We start from the raw sequence: 16,587 nt of genomic DNA on the forward strand, positions 1-16,587 counted from the left end.
CGCCGGTAGGCTGGTCACATGTCCGAACCGACCGGTGCCGCCCGCAGGCGCGGGCCCTTCAAGGTCGGGGACCAGGTACAGCTGACCGACCCCAAGGGCCGCCACTACACGTTCACGCTCGAGGCCGGGAAGAACTTCCACACCCACAAGGGTTCCTTCCCGCACGACGAACTGATCGGCGCTCCCGAGGGCAGCGTTGTCCGCACCACCGGAAACGTCGCCTACCTCGCGCTGCGCCCCCTGCTCCCCGACTACGTCCTGTCCATGCCCCGCGGGGCAGCCGTCGTCTACCCCAAGGACGCGGGGCAGATCCTCGCCTTCGCCGACATCTTCCCCGGCGCACGCGTCGTGGAGGCCGGCGTCGGCTCCGGCTCGCTCAGCAGCTTCCTGCTGCGCGCCATCGGCGACCAGGGCATGCTGCACAGCTACGAGCGCCGCGCGGACTTCGCCGAGATCGCCCAGGCCAACGTGGAGCGCTACTTCGGCGGCCCGCATCCCGCCTGGCAGCTCACCGTCGGCGACCTCCAGGACAACCTGTCCGACACCGACGTAGACCGCGTCATCCTCGACATGCTCGCCCCCTGGGAGTGCCTGGAGGCCGTCTCCAAGGCGCTCGTGCCCGGCGGCATCCTGTGCTGCTACGTCGCGACCACCACCCAGCTCGCCCGGACCGTCGAGTCCATCCGCGAGATCGGCTGCTTCAACGAGCCGACCTCCTGGGAGACGATGATCCGCAACTGGCACATCGAGGGCCTCGCCGTCCGACCGGACCACCGGATGATCGGCCACACCGGCTTCCTCCTCACCGCCCGCCGCCTCGCCGACGGCGTCGAACCGCCCATGCGCCGCCGCCGCCCCGCCAAGGGCGCCTACGGCGAGGACTACTCCGGCCCCAACGCCGACGGAGGCATCGGCCGCTGAGACGGCCCCTGGCCTGCCCCGAACAACCTCACGGCGCCGTGGCCGAGTTCCCGCACAACGCCCGGAACTCGGCCACGGCGCCGCTGCGTTGACGTACCGCCAGACGCCTCCTTCACCAGGGCCGACCCCCGCCGTTCCCCAACACTGTGACGTGTGGCACCATGCTGGCCACCCCCACCGGCACAGCCCTCACAGGAGACACTCCTAGTGCAGCAATCCGCCGTTCCGGAACTGGCACACGCGCACCCCCGCCCCATCCACTGGGTCGCCACCGCGACGGCCGTCGCCGGTGTCCTCGCCCTGTCCTCGCTGCTGCAGCCGGACTCGGCGACCGCCGCCCAGACGCCGGGCCGCGAGCCCCGTCCGGCCGCCGCGCCACCCGCCACCGACGGTGTCGACTTCCCCCTCGAATGCGGGCCCGTGAAGGCCCTGGTGGAAAAGAAGGCGTCCGGAGATCTCGACGGCGACGGGCGGCCGGAGACGGTCGCCGTCGTGCACTGCGACGCCGGCATCAGCACGCCACCCGACGGCGTCTACGTCCTCACCCAGGGCGACGACTCGACCGAGCCCCGGGTGGTGGCCACGCTCGTCGACCCCAAGGACCGGTTCACCATCAGTGACTTCGCCGTCCGCGACGGCGCCGTCCTCGCGACCCTGCTCGGCTACTCCTCCTCCGACGTCCCGACCTGCTGCCCGGACCTGGAGCAGGACGCGAAGTGGCAGTGGAACAACGGTGCGTTCGTCCGCTCGTCACCCGCCGACGCCCGGAGCGTGTGAAGCACGCAACCCGCGCGTGTGAGAAATCAGACAGTCGTAACTACCCGTAAGGATCCGGTCACTCTGCGTCCGGACCGTAGACCTCGACCCTGTCCGAAGCTCGACGTACATGGATGCACTCGCCCGGACACTCCTTCGCCGAGTCGACCACATCCGTGAGGAGCGGCAGCGGTACGGGCGTTGTGGCTCCCTTGGCCTGCAACAACTCGTCGTCCACGCTCTTCACATAGGCCAGACCATCAATGTCCAGCTCGAACACCTCAGGCGCATACTGGGCGCAGATGCCGTCGCCGGTACAGAGATCCTGATCGATCCAGACCTCCAGTGCCTCGCCGTCGACTCCGGCCTCCTGCTGCACGGTCACCTCTCCTACCCTTTGCCCGCCCGGCCGTACGGGAATCCGGCCAGCTCTGACGGGTGTTGAACGCTTCGACCCTACCTCCGCTCGCTTTCGTATCGCGTTCGCTGGGTATTCCCCTGGCGTGAGGGAGAGCGCAAGGGTGAAGATCGGACACACCCCGACAGTCTTTGTGATCTAGGGGTTTCAATCGACACCCACCCAGGTAGGGTCTGGAAGCGTCCAGCTCCCCTTGGAGGAGGTGAGGACCGTGGCAGCCCACGACGACGACATGAACCGCGGCATCCGCCCGGGACGCGGGTCCGACGACCCGGCCGGGCAGATCGCCTACCTTGAGCAGGAGATCGCCGTCCTGCGACGCAAGCTCGCCGACTCTCCGCGACACACGAGGATTCTCGAAGAGCGGATCGTCGAGCTGCAGACCAACCTGGCCGGCGTGTCCGCACAGAACGAGCGACTCGCCAACACGCTCCGTGAGGCCCGCGACCAGATCGTGGCCCTCAAGGAAGAGGTCGACCGGCTCGCACAGCCACCGGCCGGCTTCGGTGTCTTCCTGCAGGCGAACGAGGACGGCACGGCCGACATCTTCACGGGGGGCCGCAAGCTCCGCGTGAACGTCAGCCCCAGCGTCGAACTCGACGACCTGCGGCGCGGCCAGGAACTAATGCTCAACGAAGCGCTCAACGTGGTCGAAGCCATGGAGTTCGAGCGCGTCGGGGACATCGTCACCCTCAAGGAAATCCTCGAGGACGGCGAACGCGCCCTGGTGCTCGGGCACACCGACGAGGAACGGGTGGTACGGCTCGCCGAGCCGCTGCTGGACGTCACCATCCGCCCCGGCGACGCCCTGCTGCTCGAACCCCGCTCCGGCTACGTCTACGAGGTCGTGCCCAAGAGCGAGGTCGAGGAACTCGTCCTCGAAGAGGTCCCCGACATCGGCTACGAGGCCATCGGCGGCCTCGGCAACCAGATCGAGGCCATCCGGGACGCCGTCGAGCTCCCGTACCTCTACCCGGACCTGTTCAAGGAGCACGAACTGCGCCCGCCCAAGGGCGTCCTGCTCTACGGACCGCCCGGATGCGGCAAGACGCTCATCGCCAAGGCCGTCGCCAACTCGCTGGCCAAGAAGGTCGCCGAGGTCACCGGCCAGGCCGCCGGCAAGAGCTTCTTCCTCAACATCAAAGGCCCCGAGCTGCTGAACAAGTACGTGGGTGAGACCGAGCGGCAGATCCGCCTCGTCTTCCAGCGAGCCCGGGAGAAGGCCAGCGAGGGCACCCCCGTCATCGTCTTCTTCGACGAGATGGAGTCCCTCTTCCGCACCCGCGGCTCCGGCGTCAGCTCGGACGTGGAGAACACCATCGTCCCGCAGCTGCTCGCCGAGATCGACGGCGTGGAGGGCCTGCAGAACGTGGTCGTGATCGGTGCCTCCAACCGTGAGGACATGATCGACCCCGCGATCCTGCGCCCCGGCCGGCTCGACGTGAAGATCAAGATCGAGCGTCCGGACGCCGAGGCGGCCAAGGACATCTTCGGCAAGTACCTCACCGAGCGCCTCCCGCTGCACGGCGACGATCTCACCGAGCACGGTGGCGACAAGTCCATGACAGTCCAGAGCATGATCCAGACCGCGGTCGAACACATGTATGCCGAGACCGAGGAGAACCGCTTCCTTGAGGTGACCTACGCCAACGGCGACAAGGAAGTCCTCTACTTCAAGGACTTCAATTCCGGCGCCATGATCGAGAACATCGTCGGCCGCGCCAAGAAGATGGCGATCAAGGACTTCCTGGAGCACAACCAGAAGGGCCTGCGCGTCTCCCACCTCCTCCAGGCCTGCGTGGACGAGTTCAAGGAGAACGAAGACCTGCCCAACACCACCAACCCGGACGACTGGGCCCGCATCTCCGGCAAGAAGGGCGAACGGATCGTCTACATCCGTACCCTCATCACCGGAAAGCAGGGCGCGGACACCGGACGCTCCATCGACACGGTGGCGAACACCGGTCAGTACCTGTAAAAGACAGGGCGGCTGCGGGTGCCCTCACCGGGTACCCGCAGCCGACTGTTTTTCAGGCGTACGCTCGCGAGGTAAGCAAATGATCTCCCCACCAGCGCAAAGGCGTTCTAGGCTCTTCCGTACCGCCGAGTCGCGCAGTGCGGGGACGGGCACCGCACACGCAACCGAGCGCCAGCGGTATCTGAGCGGTGTCCACGACCGAGGCCGCCGCCGGGCAAGGAGGGCCGCATGACCGTACGGCGAGTAATGGGCATCGAGACGGAGTACGGGATCTCCGTCCCCGGCCACCCGAACGCCAATGCCATGCTCACCTCGTCCCAGATCGTCAACGCCTACGCGGCGGCGATGCACCGGGCCCGCCGGGCCCGCTGGGACTTCGAGGAGGAGAACCCCCTGCGGGACGCCCGAGGCTTCGACCTCGCCCGCGAAGCCGCCGACGCCAGCCAGCTCACCGACGAGGACATCGGCCTCGCCAACGTCATCCTGACCAACGGCGCCCGACTCTACGTCGACCATGCCCACCCCGAGTACAGCGCCCCCGAGGTCACCAACCCCCGCGACGCCGTCCTCTGGGACAAGGCCGGCGAGCGGATCATGGCCGAGGCCGCCGAGCGGGCCGCCGCGCTCCCCGGCGCCCAGCCCATCCACCTCTACAAGAACAACACCGACAACAAGGGCGCCTCCTACGGCACGCACGAGAACTACCTGATGAAGCGGGAAACCCCCTTCTCGGACATCGTGCGCCACCTCACGCCCTTCTTCGTCTCCCGCCAGGTCTTCGCCGGAGCAGGCCGCGTCGGCATCGGCCAGGACGGACACGAACACGGCTTCCAGCTCAGCCAGCGCGCCGACTACTTCGAGGTCGAGGTCGGCCTGGAGACGACACTCAAGCGCCCGATCATCAACACCCGCGACGAGCCGCACGCCGACGCCGAGAAGTACCGCCGGCTGCACGTGATCATCGGCGACGCGAACCTCTCCGAGATCTCCACCTACCTCAAACTGGGCACGACCTCCCTGGTCCTGTCCATGATCGAGGACGGTTTCATCGCGGTGGACCTGGCCGTGGACCAGCCGGTCCGCACCCTCCACCAGGTCTCCCACGACCCGTCGCTCAAGCGCCTGATCACCCTCCGCAGCGGCCGGACCCTCACCGCGGTCCAGCTCCAGATGGAGTACTACGAGCTCTCCCGCAAGTACGTCGAGGAGCGCTCCGGAGCCGATGCCGACGAACAGACCAAGGACGTCCTGCAGCGCTGGGAGGACACCCTCAACCGGCTGGAACACGACCCGATGAGCCTCGCCGGCGAGCTGGACTGGGTCGCCAAGCGCGAGCTGATGGAGGGCTACCGGCGCCGCGACAGCCTCGACTGGGACGCCGCCCGGCTGCACCTGGTCGACCTCCAGTACGCGGACGTACGCCCCGACAAGGGCCTGTACAACCGCCTGGCCGCCCGCGGCCGGATGAAGCGGCTGCTGACCGAGGAGAACGTCGAGCGGGCGAAGTCCAAGCCGCCGGAGGACACGCGCGCCTACTTCCGCGGGCGCTGCCTGGAGCAGTACGCCGACGACGTGGCCGCGGCCTCCTGGGACTCGGTGATCTTCGACCTCCCGGGCCGGGACTCGCTCCAGCGCGTCCCAACCCTGGAACCGCTTCGCGGAACGCGTAATCACGTCAAGGAGCTCCTGGACCGCTGCCGTACCGCGGAAGACCTGGTCAGGGTCCTGAGCGGCGGCTGAGCGGGTACCCGGGCGGGGCCGGGCGCGCAGGGTGGAAACCCTGGCGCCCGGGAATCATCGAGGTGGCCCCCGTACGTTGGAGAAACTGCGGGGCCATTGTCAGACCCGGCTTGTAGGGTCTGATCATGACCGATCGGCAGCGAATGCCGAAGACATCGGGCGAACCGAGCGGGGTGAGGGTTATGGCGACCAAGGACACCGGCGGCGGACAGCAGAAGGCAACACGCTCCACCGAGGAGGTCGAGGAGCAGGCAGCGGAAACGCAGGCTGCGGAGGACCTCAAGGAGCGTCACGAGAAGCTGAGCGATGACGTCGACTCGGTTCTGGACGAGATCGATGACGTACTCGAGGAAAATGCCGAGGATTTCGTGCGCTCGTTCGTGCAAAAGGGTGGACAGTAGGGGGTGCTCTACTCGTTCTTCCTTTGAATCGAAGGTCGGCGGGGGTGAGGGTTGGCTATCGAGCCGAGCGCGAAGCAGTGCACTGGCTGCAAGCGAGACCTGCCTGTGGAAGCGTTCGCGCGCGACAGGAATCGGCGTGATGGCCTTCAGGTGCGGTGTCGGGAGTGCGTGGCGGAGTACAGCGCCGCGCACTACCGGCGCCGTCGAGAGGCCATAGGCAAGCCGGTGCGAGAGATGGTGGATGTTCCGGCTGGCCACAAGCTTTGCCGGACGTGCGGGGAGGTCAAGCCGCATAGTGAGTGGCATCGCAACGCAACCGCGTCCGACGGCCTGTCGACGCGCTGCAAGGCGTGCCGGGCGGCACAGAGTCGGCGGGACCATCTGAAGCGCCAGTACGGCATCACCGAAGCCGAGCGCGAAGAGTTGGTCGCCTCTCAAGGTGGCGTCTGCTGCGTATGTTTGGCGGCCGTGCCCGAGCATGTGGATCACTGCCATGAGACGGGTAGGGTCCGTGGCGTACTGTGCTTCAGCTGCAACGCTGCACTGGGGCAGTTCAAGGATCGGCCCGACGTCATAAGGCGGGCTGCTGTATATGTGGAAGGAAACGCGTGGAAGCCAACACTCGTAGCACCGGGCGTCTACCAGCTGCCTTCCTGACGCCTGGGTCCTCCTCGTTCATGGACTTCCTGTCCGAGCACCAGCCGGAGCTGCTGCCCGGCAACCGGCAACTGCCGCCCACCCAGGGTGTGATCGAGGCGCCGCACGGCACGACCATCGTCGCCGTGACCTTCTCCGACGGTGTCGTACTCGCCGGTGACCGCCGCGCAACGATGGGTAACGTCATCGCGCAGCGGGACATCGAGAAGGTCTTCCCGGCGGACGAGTACTCGGCCGTCGGTATCGCCGGCACCGCCGGTCTGGCCGTCGAGATGGTCAAGCTCTTCCAGTTGGAGCTGGAGCACTTCGAGAAGGTCGAGGGCACCCAGCTGTCCCTGGAGGGCAAGGCGAACCGGCTGTCGACGATGATCCGCTCCAACCTCGGCATGGCCATGCAGGGCCTGGCCGTGGTGCCTTTGTTTGCTGGTTATGACCTGGATCGCGGCAAGGGCCGCATCTTCTCCTACGACGTGACGGGCGGCCGTTCCGAGGAGACGGGCTTCGCGGCCACGGGCTCCGGCTCGATCTTCGCGCGCGGCGCCATGAAGAAGCTCTTCCGTGAGGACCTGACCGAGGAGCAGGCCACGACGCTCGTGGTGCAGGCTCTGTACGACGCGGCAGACGACGACTCGGCGACCGGTGGTCCCGATGTCGCCCGCCGGATCTACCCGATCGTCACCGTGATCACCGAGGACGGTTTCCGCCGGCTCACCGAGGACGAGGCCTCCCAGATCGCCCGCTCGGTCCTGGAGCGGCGGCTTGAGCAGCCCGACGGTCCGCGGGCCGCGCTGCTGTAGTCGGCGGCCGCTGTTGTTTGAGGGTGATCCAGTGACTTCGACAGAAAGGGACGGATAACCGGTGTCGACGCCGTTCTATGTCTCACCTCAGCAGGCCATGGCCGACCGGGCGGAGTACGCCCGCAAGGGCATCGCCCGGGGCCGCAGCCTGGTCGTGCTGCAGTACGCCGACGGCATTGTGTTCGTCGGTGAGAACCCGTCCCGCGCGCTGCACAAGTTCAGCGAGATCTACGACCGGATCGCGTTCGCGGCGGCCGGTAAGTACAACGAGTACGAGAACCTGCGCATCGGCGGTGTCCGCTACGCCGACCTGCGCGGTTACACCTACGACCGGGACGATGTGACCGCGCGTGGCCTGGCCAACGTCTATGCGCAGACGCTGGGCACGATCTTCTCCAGTGCGGCCGAGAAGCCGTACGAGGTGGAGCTGGTCGTCGCCGAGGTCGGGGAGACGCCCGAGGGTGACCAGATCTACCGGCTGCCGCACGACGGTTCGATCGTGGACGAGCACGGCTCGGTCGCGGTCGGCGGCAATGCCGAGCAGATCAGCAGCTATCTGGACCAGCGCCACCAGGACGGCATGACGCTCGCCGAGGCGCTGAAACTGGCCGTGCAGGCCCTGTCCCGCGACACCAATGGCACGCAGCGGGAGATTCCCGCCGAGCGGCTGGAGGTTGCGGTGCTGGACCGGACGCGTCCGCAGAAGCGCAAGTTCAGGCGGATCACCGGTCGGCAGCTGGCCCGGCTGCTGGAGGCGGGCGGTGCGTCGTCCGCGGCGGAGGCCGAGGACGAGTCCGCCGAGGAGGAGTAGGCTCCCCGGCCCCACCTCATCCCGTTTCGGAAGCCCCGGTCGTCGACGGCCGGGGCTTCCGGCGTTCAGAGGGCCGGTGGCGGCGCCGTGGAGCCTCGTACGACGAGCTGGACCGGGATGTCGCCGGCGTCGGGCTCGCGGCCCTCCAGGACCGCCAGGAGGGCCCGCATGCCGCGTTCGCCGAACAGCTCGGCGTCCAGGCGTACGGTCGTCAGTTCCGGGTCGATGGCGGTGGCCAGGGCGAGGTCGTCGAGGCCGGTGACGGAGATGTCGTCGGGGATGCGCAGGCCGAGGCGTCGGATGGCCTTGTAGGCGCCGGCTGCGAGTTTGTCGTCGTCGCAGACGATGGCGGTGGCGCGGTGGCGCCGGAGTGCGGTCTCGGCTGCTGTCAGGGCGTCTTCGATGGCGATGGGCGCGCGGGCGGTGTGCACGGTCGTGCCGGGGACGGCTCCCACGCGTGCGGCGAGTTCCCGGGCGCGCACCTCGAACGTCCACGAGGGCACGTCGGCCGCCAGGTGCAGGAAGTGGCGGTGGCCGAGGCCCAGCAGGTGTTCGGCGACCTGGCGGATGCCGTCGGTGATGTCGAGGTTGACGGTGGCGGCGCCCAGGCTGCCTGTCGGGTCGCTGTCGAGCATGACCAGGGGGAGCTGGTCGCCGCGGATGGCGGTGAGGGCGTCGGCGGCCATGGAGGAGGCGATGACGCCGTCGAGGGCGGCCTGGGCGGACGCGAAGGGGTCGCGGGCGGGGCCGATGCCTTCGGGGGAGGGGTAGAGGACGACGCCGAAGCCGTGTTCGGCGGCGACGCGGGCGGCTCCGGTGTAGACGCCGGCGAAGAATTCCGTGGTGAGGGCGGGGACGACCAGCAGGACGGTGCGGGTGTGGCCGAGGCGGAGGCTGCGGGCGGCCAGGTTGGGCCGGTAGCCGAGGTCGCGGGCGGCTTCGCGGACCCGTTCGGCGGTCGCCTCGGAGACGCGGCCGCGCCACTTCTCGCCGAGCACCAGTGAGACGGCGGCCTGGGAGACCCCGGCGGCCTCGGCGACGTCCCGGCTGGTGGGGCGGGTGCCGGCTCGTGCCACTCGGCCTGCTCCTTCGTCGGGATGTGGTCCGGGCTCCGCCTGGACGGGTGAACAGCGCTCATGGTACGTATGACAGTGGACGTTATACGTAAAACTTCGGCGGAGGGGCGGGACATGGCCGCGGGATACGTGGAGATCCTCAGGGCGAAACACGCCACGAGGCTGCTGGCCGGCACGCTCGTGGGGCGGCTGCCCAACGCTACCGCCGCGATCGCGATCGTGCTGTTCATCCGCGCCGAGGGCGGCTCGTACAGCCTGGCCGGGGCCCTGGCGGCGGTCTACGGGGTCGCCAACGCGGTGGGTCAGCCCCTGCTCGGGCGGCTGGTCGACCTGTACGGGCAGCCGCGGATCCAGCTGCCCGCCGCGCTGCTGTCGGCGCTCGCCATGGCCGTCTTCGCCTTCAGCGGCACCGGAGCGCTGCCGCTGTCCTACGTCGCCGTCGGCGCCGCCGGGCTCTTCACACCGCCGCTGGAGGGCGGGCTGCGCGCGCTGTGGTCGTCGGTGCTGCGCCGGGAGGACCAGGTGCACACGGCGTACGCCATGGACGCGGTGGCGCAGGAAGTGATGTTCACGGTGGGGCCGCTGCTGCTGACGCTGTGCGCCTCGCTGTGGTCGGCGCAGGCCGCGCTGCTGGTGCTGAACGTCGTCGGGGTCCTCGGCGCGCTCTCCGTGGTGGTGTCGCCGCCCTCGCGCGCGTGGCGGTCGGCGCCGCGTGAGGCGCACTGGCTGGGCGCGCTACGCTCGCCGGGGCTGCTCGCGCTGCTGGCGGCGTTCCTGTTCGTGGGCGTGGCGCTCGGCTCCATCACGGTCGCCGCCGTGTCGTACGCCGACGACCGCGGCGGTGACGCGGTGTACGGCTGGCTGATGGCAGCCGTGGGGCTCGGCGCGCTGGTCGGCGGTGTCGGCTACGGGGCGCGGCAGTGGGCCGGTGCCCCCGAGCGGCGACTGCGGGTGCTGGTCGGGCTTCTGGCGGTGTGTTATCTGCCGCTGATGCTGATGCCGGGGCCCGTCGCGATGACGGCGCTGGCCGCGCTGGCCGGGGTCTTCCTGGCGCCCGCCATCGCGTGCGCGTTCGTCATCGTCGACCGGCACGCCCCGCGAGGGACCGTCACCGAGGCGTTCTCCTGGCTTGTGACGACGTTCACCGTGGGCGCATCCGTCGGAACGGGGCTGGCGGGGCCGGTCGTCGAGTGGGGCGGGGCGCTGTGGGGCTTCGCCGTGCCCGGTGCGGCGGGGGCCGTGTCGCTGCTGGTTCTGCTGGCCACGGGGCGGGTACTCGCAGCTCCCGCCAGGACGGCGGTTGTTGCGGCTTCATCGGAAAATGATCCAAATCGTGCTGCCGAACCCCGTTTCAGTTCAGGGGATCGGGCGTAATGTTCAGTCATGGACCGCCGCATTTTCGGGCTGGAGAACGAGTACGGCGTCACGTGCACGTTCAGGGGACAGCGCCGTCTGTCGCCTGACGAGGTGGCGCGGTACCTCTTCCGCCGTGTCGTGTCATGGGGCCGCAGCAGCAATGTGTTTCTGCGGAACGGCGCCCGCCTGTATCTCGATGTGGGCTCCCACCCGGAATACGCGACACCCGAATGTGACAACGTGATCGAGCTGGTCACCCACGACAAGGCCGGCGAGCGCATTCTCGAAGGCCTCCTGGTGGACGCGGAACGACGCCTGCACGAGGAGGGAATCGCGGGCGACGTCTACCTCTTCAAGAACAACACCGACTCCGCCGGCAACTCCTACGGATGCCACGAGAACTATCTGGTGGCCCGGCACGGGGAGTTCTCCCGGCTCGCGGACATCCTGATTCCGTTCCTCGTCACCCGGCAGCTGCTGTGCGGCGCCGGCAAGGTGCTGCAGACCCCGCGCGGCGCCGTGTACTGCGTCAGCCAGCGCGCCGAGCACATCTGGGAGGGCGTCTCCTCGGCGACGACCCGCTCCCGGCCGATCATCAACACGCGCGACGAACCGCACGCGGACGCCGAGCGCTACCGCCGCCTGCATGTCATCGTGGGCGATTCGAACATGTCCGAGACGACCATGCTGCTCAAGGTCGGCGCCACCGACCTGGTGCTGCGCATGATCGAGGCGGGCACGGTGATGCGCGACCTCACCCTGGAGAACCCGATCCGGGCGATCCGCGAGGTCAGCCACGACATAACGGGCCGGCGCAAGGTGCGCCTGGCCAGCGGCCGGGAGGCCTCGGCGCTTGAGGTGCAGCGCGAGTACTACGAGAAGGCCGTCGACTTCTGCGAGCGGCGCGGTATCCGCACGGGCACCGTCGAGCAGGTGCTGGAGCTGTGGGGCCGTACGCTGGAGGCGATCGAGGCCGAGGACCTGGACCGGATCGGCACCGAGATCGACTGGGTCATGAAGTACAAGCTCCTGGAGCGGTACCGGGCCAAGCACAACATGACCATGTCGCACCCGCGGGTCGCGCAGATAGACCTCGCATACCACGACATCCACCGCCGTCGTGGCCTGTACTACCTGCTGGAGAAGAAGGGCCAAGCCGCCCGGATCTGCAACGACTTGAAGATCTTCGAGGGCAAATCGGTTCCGCCGCAGACCACTCGGGCCCGGCTGCGCGGCGACTTCATCCGGCGGGCGCAGGAACAGCGCCGGGACTTCACCGTCGACTGGGTCCACCTCAAGCTCAATGACCAGGCCCAGCGCACGGTGCTGTGCAAGGACCCGTTCCGTTCGGTGGACGACCGGGTGGAGAAACTGATTGCCGGTATGTGAGCCATGCGTTTCGAGTGAGGCGGAACGCAACACGGGCGCCGTTCGTTTCCCGTACGGCGCCCTTCTCACGCCGTAGAGTTGCGCGCACGCCAATCAACAAGATCGACCGATTACGAGGCCCCCACCGTGCGCCGACGCTCACTCCTCATCGCCGTTCCCGCTGGACTGGTCACGCTCGCCGCATGCGGCGACGAAGGGTCCGACTCCGGCAAGGCCAGCGACACCGCGTCGCCCTCGGCCCCGGCGACCTCCGCCGCGCCGACGCCGAAGATCGTCGACGGCCCGCTGCCGGCGATCACCGCGGGCACGAAGTTCGGCGAGAAGCCCACGGTGGCCAAGGGCAGCGGCGATCCGTCGAAGGACCTCGCCGTGAAGACCCTGATCGCGGGCGGCGGCCGTACGGTCGCGGAGAACGACTACATCGTGGCCCACTACCTGGGCCAGGTCTGGGACAGCGCGAAGGTCTTCGACAACTCCTACGACCGCAAGACCCCGCTGCTCATCCAGCTCGCCCAGGGCGGCATCATCGACGGCTGGCGCTATGGCCTGACCGGCAAGAAGACCGGCAGCCGAGTCGCGATGGCCGTGCCGCCCACCTGGGGGTACGGCGAGCAGGGCAACGCCCAGGCGGGCATCAAGGGCACCGACACGCTCATCTTCGTCGTCGACATCCAGGACACCTTCAACGCCCGCAGCTCCGCCAAGGGCACCGACGTCGCTCAGGACAACGTGGACCTGCCCAAGGTCGGCACCAACACCGACGGCAAGGCGCCCTCCATCGAGGTCCCCAAGACCGACGCGCCGACCGAGCTGGTGGCGAACTACGTCATCGAGGGCGACGGCGAGGAGGTCGGCGCCGACAGCACCGTGCTGGTGCAGTACAAGGGCGTGCTGTGGGACACCGGCAAGGAGTTCGACTCGTCGTACAGCCGCCAGTCGCTGACGTCGTTCTCCCTGCAGCAGGTCGTCAAGGGCTGGGCGCAGGGCCTGACCGGCAAGAAGGTCGGCAGCCGCGTGCTGGTCGTCATCCCGCCGGAGCTGGGGTACGGGGACAATCCGCCGCAGGGCAGCGGCATCGAGAAGGACTCCACGCTGGTCTTCTCGGTCGACATCCTGGCGAAGATGTGATCGTTCGGGAATGTAAGACTGTGTGTGTTCGCCTATCCACAGACATGCAGGAGCTGAAGACGTGAGCATCGACAAGCCCGAGATCGACTTCCCGGGCGGCGAGCCCCCGGCGGACCTCGAGATCAAGGACATCTGGGAAGGCGACGGCCCCGTGGCGCAGGCGGGCCAGACGGTCACCGTGCACTACGTCGGTGTCGCCTTCAGCACGGGCGAGGAGTTCGACGCCAGCTGGAACCGCGGCACGCCGTTCCGCTTCCCGCTCGGCGCGGGCCGTGTCATCAAGGGCTGGGACCAGGGCGTGCAGGGCATGAAGGTCGGCGGCCGCCGCCAGCTGACCATCCCCGCCCACCTCGCCTACGGCAACCAGAGCCCGACCCCGGCGATCAAGCCCGGCGAGACGCTGATCTTCGTGGTCGACCTGCTCGGCGTCTGAGCAGGACCCGACCGGAGCCGATCATCTGGGGCCCATGCCTGTTCGGGCATGGGCCCTCGGCTTTTGCCAGGGCCCCGCGGAGCGGTACGGTCATCGGTCGGAAGCACCATAGGGAAGGCGAAGGGCGTCGATGGCCATTGCCAAGGCCGAGCGGCTGATGAACCTGGCGCTGTGTCTGCTGGGAACGCGGCGGCCGCTCAGCAAGCGCGAGCTTCGAGAGTCCATCGAGGCCTATCTCGAAGCGGGCAGCGACGACTCCTTCAACCGGATGTTCGAGCGAGACAAGGACGACCTGCGCGAGCTGGGCCTGGTCATCGAGACCGTCGAGAACCTCGACGGCGAGGTCGGCTACCTCGCCCGCCGCGACAGCAACCGGCTGCCGCCCATCACTCTCGACGCCGAGGAGGCCGCGGCCCTGGGCCTGGCCGCCAAGGTCTGGCAGCAGGTCCGGCTCGCCGGCGCGGCCAGTGGCGCCCTGCAGAAGCTGCGCGCCGCCGGACTCCCCGAGGACGTCGACCCGTACGAGGCGCACGGCGCCTTGGAGCCGCGCATCCCCGTGCACGAGGCCGCCTTCGAGCCGCTGATGCTGGCCTGCCGCGACCGCCGCCCGGTCGCCTTCGAGTACCGCAAGGCCACCGCCGCCCACCCCGAGACCCGGCACGTGGAGCCCTGGGCGCTGGAGTGCTGGCGCGGCCACTGGTACCTCGCGGGCTGGGACCGCGACCGCGGCGCCGAGCGGGTCTTCCGGCTGTCCCGGATCACCGGCAAGGTGCGCACCCGCGCCGGCCGGTACACCGCGCCCGTCCCCGACGTCGTCACCGTGCGGGAGACAGTCGCCGGGTGGGCCGGGGAGACCGCCGACCGCAGCGCGCGGATCCGGCTGCGCTCCGGCGCCGGGTACCCCCTGCGGGCGAAGGCGACGGCGGTCAGGGAACTGGGCGACGGCTGGGACGAGTTGGAGATTCCGTACGGCCACGGGCTGGACGCCTGGCTGGTGGAGTTCGGGCCGGACGTGGTGGTCCTGGAGCCCGCCGAGCTGCGGGCCGATGTGGTGGACCGGCTGCGTGCCGTGGCCAAGGGCTGAGGGGGAGCGGAAGAAGACAGTGGCCGGCAAACCGATCAGGCCCGCGAACGCCATCGACCAGACCCGGCGGATGCTCTCCCTGGTGACGTATCTCAAGGAGCGCCCCGGAGCGCGGGTCGAGGACGTCGCCCGCGCCTTCGGCATCACCGAGGAGGAGCTGGTCTCCGACCTCGACGTGCTGCCCATGTGCGGCACCAGCTTCCGCGGCGGCGATCTGCTCGACATCGACACCGACGGCGAGCGCATCTGGTGGCACAACCCCGCCGCCCTCGGGGCGGAAGCGGCCGAGCCGCTGCGCCTCGCCGCCGACGAGGCGACCGCCCTGCTGGTGGCCGCCCGGGCCGTGTCCACCCTGCCCGGACTGCGCGAGAGCGACCGGCAGGCGCTGCTGCGCGCCACCGCCAAGGTGGAGGCCGCGGCCGGTGAGGCGGCCGGCGCCAGCTCCCGGCTGTCGGTGACCTTCGAGTCCGAGGGCGGCGTCTTCGCCGACGTCGACCGGGCGATCTCGGAGCGCCGCCGACTGTGGATCCGCTACTACTCACCGGCCCGCGACGAGGTCACCGAGCGCGAGGTCGACCCGATCCGCCTGGTCAGCGTCGGCCACACCTACGTCGAGGGCTGGTGCTACCGCTCCGAGGCGCGCCGCACCTTCCGCCTCGACCGGGTCGCCGAGATCAGGGTCCTCGACGAGCCGTCCGCCCCGCCCGAGATCGAGCTGCGGGACCTGTCCGAGGGGCTGGTGCAGCCCGCGGCCGAGGACCCGGAGGTCGTGGTCGAGGTCGGGCCCGGCGGCCGCTGGGTCGCCGAGTACTACCCGCACGACAGCGCGGATGAGCTCGCCGACGGCGGGCTGCGTATCACCCTGCGCACACCCGACCCTGCGTCGCTGCGCCGCCTCGCCCTGCGCCTCGGCCGGGACGGGCGGATCGTCGCCCCAGGGGAGCTGGCCGACAGCGCACGGCAGGCGGCCCGCGAGGCGCTGGCGGCGTACGACGGGATCGAGGCGGAGGCTCCCGGGACCGTTCCCCCGGGTAACACAGGACACGACAGGCAGGAGCAGGGACTGTGAGCGAGTCGGCGTCTGGGGTGCGGGGGATGACGGTGGCGTCCGCGTTCGCGGGGATGAGAAGCGTGACCCCCCTGGTGTTCAGGGCCGGCTGCCCGGACTGCCGGGGCCGCTTCGAGCTCGCCGCCGGCGCCCTGCGCCTGGCCATCGGCGCCACCAGCCGCACGACCTTCTACTCCTTCACCTGCCCCGACTGCGGCGCGTCCGTCCGCAAGCCGGCCGGCGAGCGCATCATCGAGCTGCTCACCGGAGGCGGAGTCCGCACCCTGCGACTGCACTCCACGCTGTAGCGCCCACGCTCACCCTGAGCACACGAGCCGCCGTGCAGGCCCTAGGCTCAGGGGCATGTTCTGGCCGATGTTCGCGGTAGCTGTGGGTTTTCTGGGGATCGCCGTTCTCGGCGTGCTCGCTGTTCGGGTCTTTGTGGAGGCGCAGCGTCTCGGCAGGCAGGTGACGGAGTCCGCGCGTCGTATCAACCGGGCTGCGGAGGATCTGGAGCGGGCGGCGGTGAGCACGGCACGGTCTGTGGACGCGCTGTGAGCCGCCCGGTGCAGCCCTGTGATTCCAGTGCTTGAT

Annotated in this window: 18 protein-coding genes; 16 read left to right on the plus strand and 2 right to left on the minus strand. The window is 69.2% G+C overall.

Annotation, left to right across the window (positions count from 1 at the left end):
• Positions 1 to 18: 18 nt before the first annotated feature.
• The gene (locus SSP24_RS10505) at positions 19 to 921 is read left to right on the plus strand and encodes a tRNA (adenine-N1)-methyltransferase (protein WP_129796971.1); all 903 of its coding nucleotides are present in this window, start codon (positions 19 to 21) and stop codon (positions 919 to 921) included.
• A 207-nt stretch (positions 922 to 1,128) separates the two neighbouring features.
• On the plus strand, positions 1,129 to 1,698 hold the full coding sequence (locus SSP24_RS10510) for a hypothetical protein (RefSeq protein WP_141309239.1): 570 nt from the start codon (positions 1,129 to 1,131) through the stop codon (positions 1,696 to 1,698).
• A gap of 58 nt (positions 1,699 to 1,756) precedes the next feature.
• Here the strand turns inward: SSP24_RS10510 and SSP24_RS10515 are convergent, their stop codons facing one another.
• Positions 1,757 to 2,062: a ferredoxin gene (locus SSP24_RS10515; protein WP_141309240.1), complete on the minus strand. Its 306-nt coding sequence runs from the start codon at positions 2,060 to 2,062 to the stop codon at positions 1,757 to 1,759.
• A 244-nt stretch (positions 2,063 to 2,306) separates the two neighbouring features.
• Here SSP24_RS10515 and arc point away from each other — a divergent pair, with 244 nt between their 5' ends.
• The 6 genes from arc (at position 2,307) to prcA (ending at position 8,479) form a co-directional block, all read left to right on the plus strand.
• Positions 2,307 to 4,073, plus strand: a complete 1,767-nt coding sequence (gene arc / locus SSP24_RS10525; protein WP_141309241.1) for a proteasome ATPase — start codon at positions 2,307 to 2,309, stop codon at positions 4,071 to 4,073.
• 228 nt (positions 4,074 to 4,301) lie between these two features.
• Positions 4,302 to 5,813: a depupylase/deamidase Dop gene (dop, locus tag SSP24_RS10530; RefSeq protein WP_373306678.1), complete on the plus strand. Its 1,512-nt coding sequence runs from the start codon at positions 4,302 to 4,304 to the stop codon at positions 5,811 to 5,813.
• 182 nt (positions 5,814 to 5,995) lie between these two features.
• Positions 5,996 to 6,214, plus strand: a complete 219-nt coding sequence (locus tag SSP24_RS10535) for a ubiquitin-like protein Pup (RefSeq protein WP_141309446.1) — start codon at positions 5,996 to 5,998, stop codon at positions 6,212 to 6,214.
• A 51-nt stretch (positions 6,215 to 6,265) separates the two neighbouring features.
• Positions 6,266 to 6,871, plus strand: a complete 606-nt coding sequence (locus SSP24_RS10540) for an endonuclease VII domain-containing protein (protein ID WP_141309242.1) — start codon at positions 6,266 to 6,268, stop codon at positions 6,869 to 6,871.
• Complete coding sequence (gene prcB / locus SSP24_RS10545) at positions 6,823 to 7,668, plus strand: proteasome subunit beta (protein WP_141309243.1); 846 nt, start codon at positions 6,823 to 6,825, stop codon at positions 7,666 to 7,668. Before SSP24_RS10540 ends, prcB begins: the two co-directional genes overlap by 49 nt.
• 61 nt (positions 7,669 to 7,729) lie before the next feature.
• Complete coding sequence (gene prcA, locus SSP24_RS10550; RefSeq protein ID WP_141309244.1) at positions 7,730 to 8,479, plus strand: proteasome subunit alpha; 750 nt, start codon at positions 7,730 to 7,732, stop codon at positions 8,477 to 8,479.
• 65 nt (positions 8,480 to 8,544) lie between these two features.
• On the opposite strand, the gene SSP24_RS10555 is transcribed toward prcA, so the two are convergent.
• Positions 8,545 to 9,555 carry a LacI family DNA-binding transcriptional regulator gene (locus SSP24_RS10555; protein WP_141309245.1) on the minus strand — a complete coding sequence of 337 codons (1,011 nt, stop codon included), beginning with the start codon at positions 9,553 to 9,555 and terminating at the stop codon, positions 8,545 to 8,547.
• Between the two features lie 114 nt (positions 9,556 to 9,669).
• On the opposite strand from SSP24_RS10555, the gene SSP24_RS10560 reads away from it, so the two are divergent.
• From SSP24_RS10560 to SSP24_RS10595, 8 genes are all read left to right on the plus strand, one after another.
• Positions 9,670 to 10,929, plus strand: a complete 1,260-nt coding sequence (locus SSP24_RS10560; protein ID WP_141309246.1) for an MFS transporter — start codon at positions 9,670 to 9,672, stop codon at positions 10,927 to 10,929.
• A gap of 9 nt (positions 10,930 to 10,938) precedes the next feature.
• Positions 10,939 to 12,300, plus strand: coding sequence for a Pup--protein ligase (gene pafA / locus SSP24_RS10565; RefSeq protein ID WP_141309247.1), 1,362 nt, complete (start codon positions 10,939 to 10,941; stop codon positions 12,298 to 12,300).
• Positions 12,301 to 12,426: 126 nt separating this feature from the next.
• Positions 12,427 to 13,428: an FKBP-type peptidyl-prolyl cis-trans isomerase gene (locus SSP24_RS10570; protein WP_141309248.1), complete on the plus strand. Its 1,002-nt coding sequence runs from the start codon at positions 12,427 to 12,429 to the stop codon at positions 13,426 to 13,428.
• Positions 13,429 to 13,489: 61 nt separating this feature from the next.
• Positions 13,490 to 13,861 (plus strand): FKBP-type peptidyl-prolyl cis-trans isomerase, encoded by a 372-nt coding sequence (locus tag SSP24_RS10575; protein ID WP_004002537.1) that lies wholly within the window; start codon positions 13,490 to 13,492, stop codon positions 13,859 to 13,861.
• A 130-nt stretch (positions 13,862 to 13,991) separates the two neighbouring features.
• The gene (locus SSP24_RS10580) at positions 13,992 to 14,945 is read left to right on the plus strand and encodes a helix-turn-helix transcriptional regulator (protein ID WP_141309249.1); all 954 of its coding nucleotides are present in this window, start codon (positions 13,992 to 13,994) and stop codon (positions 14,943 to 14,945) included.
• 19 nt (positions 14,946 to 14,964) lie between these two features.
• On the plus strand, positions 14,965 to 16,014 hold the full coding sequence (locus tag SSP24_RS10585) for a helix-turn-helix transcriptional regulator (protein ID WP_141309250.1): 1,050 nt from the start codon (positions 14,965 to 14,967) through the stop codon (positions 16,012 to 16,014).
• Positions 16,011 to 16,301: a hypothetical protein gene (locus tag SSP24_RS10590; RefSeq protein WP_141309251.1), complete on the plus strand. Its 291-nt coding sequence runs from the start codon at positions 16,011 to 16,013 to the stop codon at positions 16,299 to 16,301. The genes SSP24_RS10585 and SSP24_RS10590 overlap by 4 nt, the downstream gene beginning before the upstream one ends.
• Before the next feature lie 55 nt (positions 16,302 to 16,356).
• Entirely contained in the window at positions 16,357 to 16,551 is a 195-nt protein-coding gene (locus SSP24_RS10595; RefSeq protein WP_141309252.1) for a hypothetical protein, read from the plus strand.
• Positions 16,552 to 16,587 lie beyond the last annotated feature (36 nt).

The organism is Streptomyces spinoverrucosus (genome assembly GCF_006539505.1).
Classification (GTDB): Bacteria; Actinomycetota; Actinomycetes; order Streptomycetales; family Streptomycetaceae; genus Streptomyces; species Streptomyces spinoverrucosus.

Coding starts and splice junctions, on each gene's coding strand:
- SSP24_RS10505 (WP_129796971.1), top strand. CDS start 19: ATGTCCGAACCGACCGGTGCCGCCCGCAGGCGCGGGCCCTTCAAGGTC.
- dop (WP_373306678.1), top strand. CDS start 4,302: ATGACCGTACGGCGAGTAATGGGCATCGAGACGGAGTACGGGATCTCC.
- SSP24_RS10535 (WP_141309446.1), top strand. CDS start 5,996: ATGGCGACCAAGGACACCGGCGGCGGACAGCAGAAGGCAACACGCTCC.
- SSP24_RS10560 (WP_141309246.1), top strand. CDS start 9,670: ATGGCCGCGGGATACGTGGAGATCCTCAGGGCGAAACACGCCACGAGG.
- pafA (WP_141309247.1), top strand. CDS start 10,939: ATGGACCGCCGCATTTTCGGGCTGGAGAACGAGTACGGCGTCACGTGC.
- SSP24_RS10580 (WP_141309249.1), top strand. CDS start 13,992: ATGGCCATTGCCAAGGCCGAGCGGCTGATGAACCTGGCGCTGTGTCTG.
- SSP24_RS10595 (WP_141309252.1), top strand. CDS start 16,357: ATGTTCTGGCCGATGTTCGCGGTAGCTGTGGGTTTTCTGGGGATCGCC.